Raw genomic sequence first — 12,972 nt, 5'->3', positions numbered from 1 at the left:
GAGAAGGAACCTGTGTGCGGCCATTGTTCGTGAGAGACTAAGCTGCTGACTTCATGAGGAAGCTCTTCGCTCCTCGTCCTTTGCCTTCTGACCCGTAGATTACGCCGGCCGTCCTGAGTGCAAGTGTAGTTGGGTGGTTTTCGTCACGGAGTACCTTTTGCAGATCCTTTCGTTGCTGGGGCTTCAGGCCAAACTCGCGGCCGATCACGCTCATGGAGGTACGCCCAGGATTGCGATTGCTCATGAAGGTGACCAAGCGCTCTTGTGGAAGTCCCGATAGTTTCACGCGGACCTTTGGACCGTCCGGTTCGAAAGCCCAACTCTGCACCGAGACATTCGGCAACTCTTGCCGGATGTATTCGAGTATTTCGGTTCCGCGTTCACCTTTTGGCAGAACGATGAACACATCCGTCGAAGCGCAGCGGCCTTGCTCGTCGATTACCTTCCGAAGACGAACGCGACCTACAGCTTGGATGATTGATGCTGCCAGATGGCGACGCTGCAAAAGTTCGCGGACATTTTCGTGCTGCTTCCAGGTTGGGTTGTCGTGCCAGTCGTCGCATTGAACACCCTGCAACGCAAAGAAGACGCCTGTGCCCCACACGTGGTCGCGGAAGGGCAATCCAAAGATCACAGCCGTATCGAAATCCTTGAACGCGTTAGTTCCATCGACGGCACCCCAATGTGCAGCTTGAGCTTCAGCGACGCCAAGGTCTGCATGGGTCGGCACGAGATGCTCCACATTCTTGTGTACGCAAAACAGCACCTTCCGCTCAGGCGACAGACGTGAGGAAATATCTGCTTGCAACGCTGCGAAGCGTGGGCCGGCTAATTCTTCCATCGCAGACTTCCCGATGCGTTCGGTGCGCGCGACGTGGAGCGTCACGTTGCTGTAGTCGCGAACACCTTTTGGGGTTGGAATGATGTCCGCACGGTCCTCCATTAGGTCATACATCAGATCAACGCCGGCTGTTGCGTCCAGCACGACAGGCCCGGGCAGCTCCAACGGTACGGTTAACGCTGAAGAGTTGAGAGAGTGCTGGACGCCTTGCAGAGTCATGAAGGCGTACTGATCCAATAGGGCCTCTGCGGACGCCAGCGTCTTGTCAAAACGTTGAGCTAACCTCTGACGCTCGTTCTCGTCGTCCTTTCCGTTGATCTTGTCGTATCGAAGATTGCGCATGTCGGCGCGCAGCGCGGTAAGGTCCGCAATAGCCGGACTGGACCCGGCCTCCCATGCGAGTGCCGTGCCTACACCGAAGCGATCATTGGCCGCGGCATGGGACAGCATGCTCTCGCGCAGGATCTCTAAGGCCTTAACCTCAGTCGGGTGAGACAGGCGCATTTCTTGCGTAATGTGCCCAATGGTGCGGCTTAACTCGTCGAGCTTTAGCTGGCTATGTTCCACGACGTTGGCCAACGCTTCGTCAACGATTGTGAGAAGACGTCTTCCACCTCGCCAATGCGTCAGGTCGTGCCACCGGCCTGCACTGAAACCCGAGAGCGTCTTCTTAGCACTCGTGTAAGCCGCGTGCGTGATAACGACAACGTCGCTCGCCCATAGTCGCTCGCGAGTAGCCCTGTGGTCCGTGTGGTCCGCAACAGCGACCTGCCGGCCGACGTAAGCGTTGATATCGGACACCACCTCATCAGCCTGAGCTTTGAGGCGTGCTACAATCATAATTCCGACAGGCTTCGCACAGGGTGCAGCGGAGGCGTTATGCTCAGCCTGAAGGCCAGAGTACACCACAGCTCCCATGGTCTTCCCTGAGCCGGTAGGCGGTTGGAGAACACGCCAGCGGCTTGGCTGACCTTGAGCGGTAGACATAATTGATTGTTGGTAGGTATTTGCCATAGTGCGCCAGAGTTTTCTTAGGGGCTCACTGGCAGGCATGTCGAACTCTTCAGTCCACCTTTGGGTGAACCTTTCGACGAAGGTCTGCGGCGGCACGAGAGCATACTGCTCGTGTAGGCCGATGTAGGCTGTCATAATTTTGGAACTTGTCTGAGAATTTAATGGGGGTGAGGTCTCTAAAAGATATTTCTTTAGAAGTTGGCCCCCCATTGGGATCGGGGCACTTGGCATCTTGATGTCGGCAGTGCCCGGCTATGGCTGTCATCCCTCATGGACGCAGCTACGGGTTGAGATAAGTTGATTTGCTATGTGGGTGATCGCTTCTCCAGCGCCTTAGCCAGCTTCTAGGAGTCACCTAGGCCCCTTCGGTCTCATCAGGAGCAAGGCGCCACAAGACCTAGGGCTTACCAGTGACGTCCGCAGGGCTTCCTGAGGTCCCTGATGGAACGTTGGGCGACAAAGAGATCATCGGTTTTCTTCGGGGCAAGGGTGCCCATGGAAGCCTGTCGGTGCGAAGGTTGGCCTCTGAGCGCGGCCGTCATTTCAAAGCCTTTGTCGCATTCAGCTATTTTCGTTTGAGATTGCGTCAAGAAATTCCGTCACTTCGCCCAGCAGTAGCTTGGACTTATTGGCGGGCTTGGCGCGTGTGTAAGTGAGGACGATGTTGAGAGCTTTGGCTTTCACGTGAGGAGACGTCGGGCCTACAGCGAGCACGAAGGCTTGTCGTAGTGCCACCTCAGCCAGCCCGTCATCCGTCGCGGGCACACGGAAGCCCTTGTACAACACGGTTGCTGCATCGGGATCATCAAGTATTTCGCCGGTCTTCTTCAGGGCCGCGATGAACTTATCGGCCAACGCGTTAGCCTGAGTCCATATACGCATGGCCTCGGCACGCTTCATGCCATCGGGGATACCTAGTCTGCTGAAGGCAGCAGGATTGTTTTTAGCAGCATCGATGCGGTCTTTGTCACGCTGCTTCATGCGCTCGCGAAATTCGGGCGTCGCCCAAAGCTCCTTGAGACGGTCTGAGGTGGCGCGGGTAACCCGTGGGGAGCCCTTGGTGCGAAGCGACTTCTTGCGAGGCTTGAGTTTGCGGGTAGTCGTGGATTCTTTCTTGGGCTTCGGATGATTGTCGGTCAAAGTATTGTCCTTCGCATGATTGTCGAGAACGTTGCTGCTGGGCAGCAGGGTTTCAGGTGGGCGCGGGTCAAGTCGTTTTAGATGCGCCCTTCTCTAAACCCCCTGACGCTTACCGACTAAGCTACTGAAAAAGCATCACTTTAGGTTCTTTTGGCTGAAATAGAACACTGCTGCTGTTACCTCGGCAGTGGCGGGGGCAGCTTAAAGCCGAGGAACTTGAAATCGGGTCGCAACGGAGGAGCAAAAAGGGTCCCATGGTCGTGTATGGGACCCTTTCGCGCTTGCACATCTCGGACCGTCTAAGCCGCTCGGGCTGTCATCCAAAACCGGAGTGCCTGCGTCGCAGAAGTTCATTGCGAGTGCGAAGCATCGCTTGCTTCCTCCGGCCAAATGGAGCCTTGGACCTCATCCTCAAAAAACAATTCACCCATCGGGCCAATTCGCTTCCTTGGATTGTCTTGCATGACCTCAATCATGCGAGAGGCGAGGCGATGCCCGCGCTCCGTCAGAAAAACGTGACGTAAGCGTAGATCACTTAGCCTATCATCGACGACAGTAAGAAGGTCGAAACCAGGTTTACTTCTTATGACACGCGAAGTTAGTCGACGCAGGTGCATTGAAACAGTGACCGGTTTAATACCGCAGCGGCGCGCCAGCACAGACACGGGAAGTCCCTCCTCAGCCCAAACCGCCAAGAACGTGTACGCTTGATCGGTGGTGAGGTGGTAGTAGAGCGTCTGCAGCACTTGAATTGCCGTGACGAAACGCAGAACTAAAACTCGCTGCCGAGATGATAGCTCGTGAAATTGGTCTTGAAGTTCATTAGGCACCGGGCGCTCCTTCATGTGAGGCTCGGAATGAAGCAGATCAGCGCTCGTACTAATAGATTACTCTCTGGCAGCTACTTGCGACCTTCGCTGACACATGCGGAGGTGACCGATGGGCTTCCTAACAACGTGAGCAGCCGCGACCATGCGAGATGGATGCAAATCCCCGTGGCACACATTGCAGCCGTAAGCTCGGCGGCGGCAGCAGCCTTTAACCGAAGGAACTTGAAACCGCATCGTCAATGATGTTCAAAAAGGGTCCCATGGGACGAGATGGGACCCATTGGCTCGCATGTTCCCCCGAAGGCTTCCCGCGACCGTCGCAGGCAAATAAGCTCGAACGCCAGCCGTACATAGCGATTTCTCCTATTTAGCGTCGATGCGGCTGAGAAGGCGGGACACGGCAGTCGGATGCCACACGTCTCCCCGAGGAGCCCTAATGCCCCTCGTGTGAAGTTCATCAGCGATCCCGCGTACCGTGGTGATCCCAGAGCCCCTGATGTCATCCACGATGCCCTTAAGGTCGGTAGCCCTCTGCACCGCGCCGCGCTTGAGCGCCTCTACAGCCTTCGCATTGCCTACCTGCTTTCCCCGGAGCGCACGGGCACCGTTGGGATTGCCTAACTTCACGCCGCGCGCCTTGGCCGCCGCAAGGGCAGCTTTGGTGCGCTCACCGATGAGACCGACCTCCAGCTCAGCGACGGCGGCCATCTGAGTGAGCAGGAATCGCCCCATTGCACCTGGAGGCACTTGGGGAAGGTCGCAGAACACAAGGTCCACATTGCTGGAGGCCAGCGCCCGAAGGAGATCAACGTCGCGGGTGAGCCGGTCCAGCTTGGCAAAGACGAGTTTCGCACCTGCGACCTTGGCATGGGCCAGAGCCGCCGTGAGCTTTGGCCGGTCGTTGCGCTTGCCGCTCTCTACCTCGACGTATTCGGAAAGCACCTTCCATCGGCCACCGTTTAGGTAGCTCTCCACGGCTGCCCGCTGGGCTTCAAGGCCGAGCCCAGATTTGCCCTGCTTGTCGCGGGACACCCGCAGATAGGAGACGAATTTGCCTTCAGCCATAGCTCAGCCTCGCAAACACAAATCGATGTAACGAACGTTAGATCAATTTGTAACAGAGAGCGTGCTGAGGTGGCGACCTACATTTGGGAATCACGGGGATTCCGTTTTGCATAGCTGGACAACCCACACGGGCAGAGTACCGGCCATGGTATGATGGCGTGAATCATAGGGTGATTCCCCATGGACGTTCGAGACCAGCTGTTCAATCGAGTGCGGGAGGATGCGGAGAGCATCGCTCAAGTGACGCGTGGGCTTAACTTTCCTCTCGCCCCGTATCTCGACCAAACAGATTTGAATGCTCTCTGCGACGCAGTCAGCCTAGAGCCAGATCAGTGGGCCACCGACGACCTTGAAAGGATTTTGCTGCTTCGCGATGGTCTCTATGATCTTCGGCAAAATCTGAGAGATAAGGGGGACAATCCAGAAGCAGAGCACTCAGTGGATCAGGTGCTCGGAGGATTGGACCGACTATATGCGGACTTTGACAGGGCTCTTCGTGAGCTGGAGAGAAGCGAACTAGTCGAGGCCCAGAGCCACCTGACGCGCTTGCGTGAGGGGCCCCGCGTATCGTCCGCTGCCCTAGAAGGTGAAGTTCAGGACTTGCGCGCCGTCGCCACTGAGGTTCTCACTCAAGCCCAAATTACCCAGCGGTCAATCGAGATAAACATCTTTCGCGTTGACCATCTGAATGTGAATTTGGAATTTTTGAAGAATGCCAAACTGAACGTGAAGCGCCTGAGCGCAAGTGTCTTCAACATCAAACTGTCGCTAGAACAAAACGTCATTTTTCAGGGTATCTTCCGCTTTCTGAATGATGGTGCTGACCGTGTACTCGCCGAATTGGCTGCTCTCGGGCGGCAGTTGCAGAAGGTCTACGCGCAGTCAAAGGACTTCCTAGCAGAGCTGTCAAAGCTCTCGGAAACAGGCGGGCGTTTCACGCGCCTAGTTAGCTCGTTCTTAACCCGGGTGTTTGGAGATCAACCTACGCCCGAGATGGCAATCGACCTAAAACAACAGACAGCTTTGTCGAGCAGCCCAATCCTGTGTGGAACGTTAGTGCGTGACAAGCTGGCGACGCTGTGCGGGCGGGATGGAACGCGGTTGCTGCTCGACACTTCAACGATGCGATTGGTCGACCAAGCCAAGTCAGGCGATACAATCAACGATGCCGTGGTGTTCGAAGACTGGGTAGCGGCCGGTACGACTGAAGGTCTTGAATTGTTTCCCTCGATAGGCCGCGTAGTCTCAGAACGAGCGCCCTATCGGGAGAACGTGGTCGCTGTCGCAGTTATGCCTTGGGGAGCGCTCTCTGAGGGCGAAGTAATCACAGGCTCTCGGGACGGCACATTGCGGCGCTGGGAGAAGGTAGCGAACCTATCTCAGGTGCGAAGTGCCAAAGTCAGTCGCCATATCCAGAAGCTCAAGCCACGAGGAAAGGAGCAGTTGCTGGTTGCCTCCAGAGAGGAGGTTCTATTGGTTGATGAGGACTTGGAAGTTCTTCGGCGTATCCCCGTTAATTTCATGATCAAGGATATGGCGGTCGTCGATAACGACACTCTAATCGTATGCGGACCGGGGAGTGTTGCTCACGTGAATCTCGGGCAAGGCATCTACAGCCGTTTGATCGGCGCGACGACAACCGCCGAATACGCTGCGGTCGCAGTGCTCGCGGACGGCACTGTGTGTGCTGGCACCGAAGACGGCAAGCTGATGGCCTTAGACTTTAATTCCGGTGAGGAATTGGGGATGGTTGACCTTGGCTTCCAGGTCCGAGGCCTGATCACGGTTGATCGGCGCATTCTTGCCTACGGCGGCGCATGGAATAACAGCGGTCGGGGCAAGTCCATTGCCTTTGTTACATGGCAGAAGCGCGCCCTACAGGTGGAGCACAGGTGATCTCGCGCGGCTGTGCCGAGTGACTAGAAGACAGCGGACCGGAGAAGCAATGCTCGAATTTTGGCAGTCGGACGTGGGCAGAGTGGCATTGGGAGGTGCGATTGCCGTCATCGGTCAACTTACAGCCACCTTGGTAGCTTGGGCCAAAGAGGCGAGGTTCGCAGCGACAAAGAACCGTAAGGACGCAGAGTACCTCGCTATGCGTCTCGTGCTCGTGTTGGATACGCTTGTGGGCGCTTGTTACAGTGCAGTCCATGACCCGCTCATGCAGGACGGCGAAGGCTTCCTCGAAAGCACCGTGTCCGATCCAACGCTCACGCTTCCCGCAGACGGGGACTACAAGGCGCTTCCGCGAAGTCTGATGTATGAGGTGCTCTCGATGCCGAACAGGCTCGATGGTATCAAAGAGGGCCTTGCCGCAACGGCGGAAGATTCGTTCCCGCCGGACTATTGGGAATACTATGAGTATCGTGAGGAGCACTGGTCGAAGCTCGGTCTGAAGGCTCTCGATTTGATCGACGCGCTTTGCCACCAATACAAAATTCCTCGGCCGGAGCGTCCTGAGCACTACTTGCCCAAAGAATCGTTCCAGGAAGTGGTGGCCAAAATCCAAGAGGCCCAGCGGGAGCGAAACGAGCGCAATGCCGTGATCATCGCGAAGCTGAGCGCTTCCCAGCCTATTCAATCGTCATGAGAGTGGCTCTGGCGAGAGGTCATCCACGCATGGAAACAACAGCTTTGAAACTTTAGAACAAGAATGACAGGGCTTGCGCCATCAGTTCGGATGGTACACGGTCAAGATGCAACATTGTTCCTAACAACTAAATTATGTCCATTACAGTCAAAACCTTTCCAGTTAACTGGCTAGATAACGATCAAGTCCACGTCGTGGTGGCGCAGCCCCGCCCTTACGGCGACGAGGTGTTGACGTCGCAGGCACCGCGTCCCGAGGTCCTCGCGACTTTGATGGATTTGTTGGCCGGTGACCGAAAGCTGGGAGAACTAGTCACAGCGGGCAGGCCCGCCGTCGTGCTCTTTCCGGAACTTGCACTCGCCCCTCGCGATTGGCAGCAGGTGGACGAAGCAATTCGCAGTTATCCGGCGCCCGTTATTTTGATCTGTGGCTTCGGGGTTATGACAGGTGCAGAGCTCTTGTCTTGGGTCGCCGAGGTCCCGTCGGTCACTAGTCGAGATGCCGTTTGGACTCCTGAAACCGCTCCTGCAGCCGGGCGCATCTATAATGGTGGGTGGTGTTGGATTCACCAGCCTGCGCAGTTCACGTCGTGCATCGCGTTTCAGAAGTTGTCTGCAGAGCAACGAGGTGAGATAAGGATTGAGTCTCTTGATACTGGGCGAAATCTCCTCCGCATCGAGCTGAACGACCTCGCCATATATCCCGTCATATGCTCTGACTTCTTCGCCCTCGTCTCAGGCGAGCGGCTGATCGCAAGAAAGATCAAGGATCATCTCGCTGCGAACGGCTCCGACAGCCGTAAAATCCTGGTTGCGGGCCTGCTGGCGCAACACAAAGGCCACATAGAGTGGCGCACAGCAATATCCGACATGACGCGCTTCATAGACATGGACCGCGTGAACGTTTGTCTCAGCAATTGGGCGTTCGACATCCTCCACAGCGAGGAGCCTGAAGATTGTTGGAGAGACTACAGCGGGGTGTATCTCGCCAGAGAGCGAAAGGCCAGTTTGATAGAAATGAACGCTGTTCGTCCCTTTCAGACCGACACTATCGACGCGTCAGTATCTCGTCTTACAGATGCTTGCGTAATGGGAGGGCCTGTCCGGTGGTCGTTCAGTACCATTGCCAAGCATATCTGGTCGGTAACACATGGGTATCTCATTGCATCAGATGGTAGGCTATCTGCTCCTTGTTGCAGCGATCCCGCAAAGTATGAATTTCTACGCCTCATTCGACGCTTGTCGGAGCCCGCCACGATACCCGCCGCCGCAAAAACTCCGCCGATGCTTGCGGGTTTGCGGAGCTTAAGAGATCATTTGATCTCTACAGTGAACCCAAAGCCTAATGAGGTCCTGCAGCTCTTGCTGCTTGGTCGCAGAGACGCGCTGCCCGTCTTAACTGCCGATCAGATTCCGAAGTTCTGGGTCGAACTGGATCAGGGATCAAAGGCGCTCGGTATCCTAAGTATGGCGGCGGGTGTAGTATGGCAGCAAGCATCGGACGGCTCAGGACAGCTCTTTCATGCGAATGATAATATCGAGTTGTTGGTCTGGCGTTCCCAAGATTTTGCACTAGTAGTGTGGCGTGCCATAGAACGCTGGCGTGAAGAGGTCCATCTAACTACGCCGTTGATTGTGTTTGCCAAGGCAACGGGAGCGGCGGCCAATGTGCCACCAGTATCGCGCAGGCGTACCGACGTTACTTCGAGCCCGCCATCCAATGTTCGCTCGGCAGTAGAACCCCAAGGCAAACGCAGAATTCTCCTAGTGGACATGGACTATCTGTCGGTTCATCTGCATGAGGCCGACGTTCCGAGCTGCCTGCAAGCTGTAAATGCCACTCTGGCTGCCAAGACAGCAGAGGTTAAGACCCAATGATTGAAGCGGATATTGTTCAACTTATAAAGTCGATCGACGACTTCGCGTCGGCAGTGAACTTTAAGCCAGCGCTGATTGAAAAATTCGGCAATGCCCCGGACCTATCCTCAAGTTGCCGTCTTTGGACCTCGCCATATGCTGAGATGCTCGCCGTTTGGTCGGACCTCTCAGAAGCAGACATTCGCAAGAACGTGCAGATAGGCCGAGATTGGCTGGATGCGCAGTGTATACGCCGGGAGCGGGAAACGGGTAACGTGGTGGACGCTTACCTGATAGTCGTCTTAGACGAAGAACCGCACAGGTCGCTGCACGAAATCGTACGGGCGACTGAATTAGACCCTGTGGCATGCCGCAAGCATTTCGTTTGGCCGTCGAAGTCAGAGGACGATGGATTTCGATGGTCGCGCATCTTCAAGATCACCTCCATTGGATTGCCACCGTCGCCGGCATCGTCCGGAATGACCAATACACCAAAGCTGCAAGATCCGGTGCAAATCGAACTGCTTGACGACATCAAGGACCTTAAGCCTACCAATGCCGCTCGAAAGCACGCTGAGCAGCTAAGGGCCGTTTCAAAACCATGATCAAGCTGAACAGCATAAGAATTGAGGGCTTTCGCGGCATACCAGGTCGTCTCGACGTTGATCTGTCTGCGCCACTAACGGTCGTCTATGCACCAAACGGGGTCGGCAAGACGTCCATATGCGATGCGGCTGAGTGGTTGCTCACGAACTCCATTAAACGCTTGGAAGATTCGGGCGCCGATCTTTCCGACTTCCGGTGCGACTTTGCAGCCAAAGACACTCCGACTCGTGTGAGCGGCTCCATGGACGTCTATGGTCAAGCCATCGACGTGGTAAGGTCGACAGCTTCGTGCGAGTGGCGGCGAAGTGGCGAAGACTTCAGTGTTGTAACCAATTCCGACTTTTTTGAAACGCTCGCACCAAGTGCTGCCGAACCCAACGTTCACAAGACGCATGCAAACCACTCGCGACAAATATGGTTGCGTGGGACTCGCTTCCTTTCAGGTGATTCGCTTGCCGCTCTGCTGGATTCCGATACGGAGGCAATGGGCAGCCGAGAGCGGTTGTTTGCTGACTTGCTGGGGGTCGGCCACCTAATTGAGACCGAACGTCAGCTGGAAATCTACGCGAAGAACATCAATCAGTACGTGAAGCAGCAGCAAGCGCTGTTCGATAATAGAGCGGCGGCGCTCCAACAACGGAGAACTAGCCAAAGCGCCGAATCGCGGGAAGACGAAAAAGTGTTGCTTCCGAGCGCTTTCGCTAGGGTCGGTGAGGCGAGCAGCCTTCTTAACTTGTCCTATCCGGGTTCTGCAACGTCAGAGCTGACAGTCTCAGACGCTCGGCGGATGATTGCACTTGTCCGAGGCGAACTCGCTCGGAGAAAAGAAAATTGGACTGAAAAGAGGTCCGCTGAAGTGTCACTCGCTGCGGACTGGCCGAACCGCTTCGCATTGATCGACCAACAATCCTCCGACCAAGAAAAATCGCGGAGCATCGCAAAGGCACTGGAGGATATCGAAGCTGAAGTTGAGAGCGTGCGCGAGCAATCGGAAGCCGCTGAATCTGAGGGAGCGGAACTAGGACGGTCGCTCTCGGTAGATCAAGCGACATATGACGAACTGCGGCGCGCGACCGACACCTTCGCGGAGCCCCTCTCGGGGTACTTGGCCATCTCATCCGAATCCTCTGTTCCTTACCGCGACGCGCTTATGTTGAGACGAACGGCGCCCTCTTCTGAGGCCCTCCGCGCCGTTTTGCAGGCGGGCCTCTCGGCTAGAGCGGATTGGCCGGAAATGGCTAGGGAAGAGGAGGAGATGTTCGCGCTAATGAAGGCACTTGAGGAGCATCGCCGCAATGCTCCGTCTCCCGCCGAAATGCAGAGTGTTGAAGAGGCGCGAGTAGCCGCCGCGTCGGAAGCTGCTGTGCTCAGGCGGACTCATGATCGACTTGCCAGCCCTCTTGCACAACTAAGGCACCTGTCGGCATCCATCGTCGATATGCTGACCCATGCGGAGCACTGTCCGGTTTGTGCCCACAATTGGGGCAGCGCTGAAGCGCTCAGACGGGCATTGAATCAAGCGCGCGAAACAGAATCGTCGGAAATCGTGCGGCTAGCTACTGAACTTGAAAGTGCTGAAGCAACCGTGCGCCAACTTCAGGAGAGGCTTCAGACATTCGCAGACAACGAAAAGCGAGTTGCCGACCTGTCAGCCCGAATTGAGTCTCTTGGCGAGCGACGCCGCGCATATTTCGACCGCATCGGCTCTTTGGGCTTGAAGCGCTGGCCGAAAATGGAGGAGGTGTTGGATCATTTTTGCGCCCGAGTCTCGTTTCTGCTCTCTATAGGTCCCATAGTGGATTTATCGAGCAAGGCGTCGGTTGGCGACTTGGACGACAGTTTGCCCATAGAGCTCTATGCTGTGAAAGTGCTGAGCGCGGTTTCGCTTAGACGAGCCGATGCCGCAGCTCAACTCGAACGATCCCAGCTAAAGCTCGCGGAACTCCAACTCGATTTGGAGCGACATGCGCGCTCGAAAGCGGAGCTGGAATCGGAGCAAACTGCATTGCACCGCAAGATTGAAAATACTGAGTTTAGAATACAATCGCTGCGGTCAGCTTGGTACACTTTAAGCCCGGATCGTCCGTGGACCGATGATGTTCTAGCCGAGCTGGCAAACCAGCTTCTTGCAGATAATTCTAAGTTAGCTGAAGCTGAGGAGCTGCTAAATCAAGCGGAGCGCCTAGCGGAAGCGGCGTCCAATCTAAATGAAATAACGAAGCTGGAGACGGAGTTAGTCCCGATCGAGGCAGAGCGCACACGCCTTACGTCATATGCGTTAGCAGCGGAGGCGGCGCAACAGGCGTACCGCAATATGCGGCGCGCACACGTGCGGCGTCAAATGGAAGACTTCGTGCGAGTAATTTCGGCTCTCTTCACGCGTATGCAATCTAATGAAGTATATGACCGGATATCCGAGGGAGATGCTTCGTCGCCATTGTCTTGGCGAGCGATTTCCGAAGATTATGCAACGAATCCAGATTGGCGGTTCAGCCAAGGCCAGCGTCAGGATTTCGCTCTCGCCATTTTCCTCGCACGGGCGCGCGGCCTCGGAGGGACATTCTTCCTTGATGAGCCGCTCGTTCATCTGGACGATCTGAATCGCGTCGCTCTGTTGGATGTGTTTCGCGCGATTTGCCTAGAGAACAACCGGAATATTTCTATGGTGCTCACCACGGCTAGTAGGCCCACGTTGCGGCACTTCATCGAGAAGTTCTCACTCGCGTCAACGGGTGGCCCGGACAAACGCCCGCTGTTGCGCGTAGTGCAGCTTGAGGGAAATCCAAGGGCTGGCGTTTCGGTCAGGTACTAGTTGGGCTGGCAGCTTTTGGGCGGCTTGTAAAAATGCAAAACCCGTATACAAAGCGCGCTCAAGCGAGCGCAAATTCCCTAGTCTTTTCAGTACGAGGGCGGCTGGTTGGCAGTACCCACCCAACTGTACTAGACCGCCGCCCGCCTCGTCGCGCCATGCTCTGTGCCGTTGCCCAAGCGTAGGAAATGGCCGCTTGAAGTCTCAACGGTTAAGGGGAG

At 55.9% G+C, this 12,972-nt stretch carries 9 protein-coding genes; 5 read left to right on the top strand and 4 right to left on the bottom strand.

What is annotated here, in order from left to right:
- Nucleotides 1-37: 37 nt before the first annotated feature.
- The 4 genes from HCN50_RS00350 to HCN50_RS00335 all read right to left on the bottom strand — a co-directional run bounded on the left by HCN50_RS00350 (nt 38) and on the right by HCN50_RS00335 (nt 4,890).
- Nucleotides 38-1,990 carry a DEAD/DEAH box helicase family protein gene (locus HCN50_RS00350; RefSeq protein ID WP_171707675.1) on the bottom strand — a complete coding sequence of 651 codons (1,953 nt, stop codon included), beginning with the start codon at nt 1,988-1,990 and terminating at the stop codon, nt 38-40.
- A gap of 426 nt (nt 1,991-2,416) precedes the next feature.
- Complete coding sequence (locus HCN50_RS00345; protein WP_171707674.1) at nt 2,417-2,995, bottom strand: hypothetical protein; 579 nt, start codon at nt 2,993-2,995, stop codon at nt 2,417-2,419.
- 350 nt (nt 2,996-3,345) lie between these two features.
- Nucleotides 3,346-3,840, bottom strand: a complete 495-nt coding sequence (locus HCN50_RS00340; RefSeq protein ID WP_171707673.1) for a helix-turn-helix domain-containing protein — start codon at nt 3,838-3,840, stop codon at nt 3,346-3,348.
- A gap of 348 nt (nt 3,841-4,188) precedes the next feature.
- The gene (locus tag HCN50_RS00335) at nt 4,189-4,890 is read right to left on the bottom strand and encodes a recombinase family protein (RefSeq protein WP_171707672.1); all 702 of its coding nucleotides are present in this window, start codon (nt 4,888-4,890) and stop codon (nt 4,189-4,191) included.
- 180 nt (nt 4,891-5,070) lie between these two features.
- Here HCN50_RS00335 and HCN50_RS00330 point away from each other — a divergent pair, with 180 nt between their 5' ends.
- The 5 genes from HCN50_RS00330 to HCN50_RS00310 all read left to right on the top strand — a co-directional run bounded on the left by HCN50_RS00330 (nt 5,071) and on the right by HCN50_RS00310 (nt 12,754).
- The gene (locus HCN50_RS00330; RefSeq protein ID WP_171707671.1) at nt 5,071-6,786 is read left to right on the top strand and encodes a PQQ-binding-like beta-propeller repeat protein; all 1,716 of its coding nucleotides are present in this window, start codon (nt 5,071-5,073) and stop codon (nt 6,784-6,786) included.
- A 49-nt stretch (nt 6,787-6,835) separates the two neighbouring features.
- Nucleotides 6,836-7,480, top strand: coding sequence for a hypothetical protein (locus tag HCN50_RS00325; RefSeq protein ID WP_171707670.1), 645 nt, complete (start codon nt 6,836-6,838; stop codon nt 7,478-7,480).
- Between the two features lie 134 nt (nt 7,481-7,614).
- On the top strand, nt 7,615-9,357 hold the full coding sequence (locus tag HCN50_RS00320) for an ABC-three component system protein (protein ID WP_171707669.1): 1,743 nt from the start codon (nt 7,615-7,617) through the stop codon (nt 9,355-9,357).
- Nucleotides 9,354-9,941 (top strand): hypothetical protein, encoded by a 588-nt coding sequence (locus HCN50_RS00315; RefSeq protein ID WP_171707668.1) that lies wholly within the window; start codon nt 9,354-9,356, stop codon nt 9,939-9,941. The genes HCN50_RS00320 and HCN50_RS00315 overlap by 4 nt, the downstream gene beginning before the upstream one ends.
- Nucleotides 9,938-12,754 carry an AAA family ATPase gene (locus HCN50_RS00310; RefSeq protein ID WP_171707667.1) on the top strand — a complete coding sequence of 939 codons (2,817 nt, stop codon included), beginning with the start codon at nt 9,938-9,940 and terminating at the stop codon, nt 12,752-12,754. The genes HCN50_RS00315 and HCN50_RS00310 overlap by 4 nt, the downstream gene beginning before the upstream one ends.
- The last annotated feature ends 218 nt before the right edge of the window (nt 12,755-12,972 follow it).

The organism is Bradyrhizobium archetypum, assembly GCF_013114835.1.
Lineage (GTDB): Bacteria > Pseudomonadota > Alphaproteobacteria > Rhizobiales > Xanthobacteraceae > Bradyrhizobium > Bradyrhizobium archetypum.
Note: the sequence above shows the minus strand (reverse complement) of the source record. Positions and strands in the feature narration are given on the sequence as shown.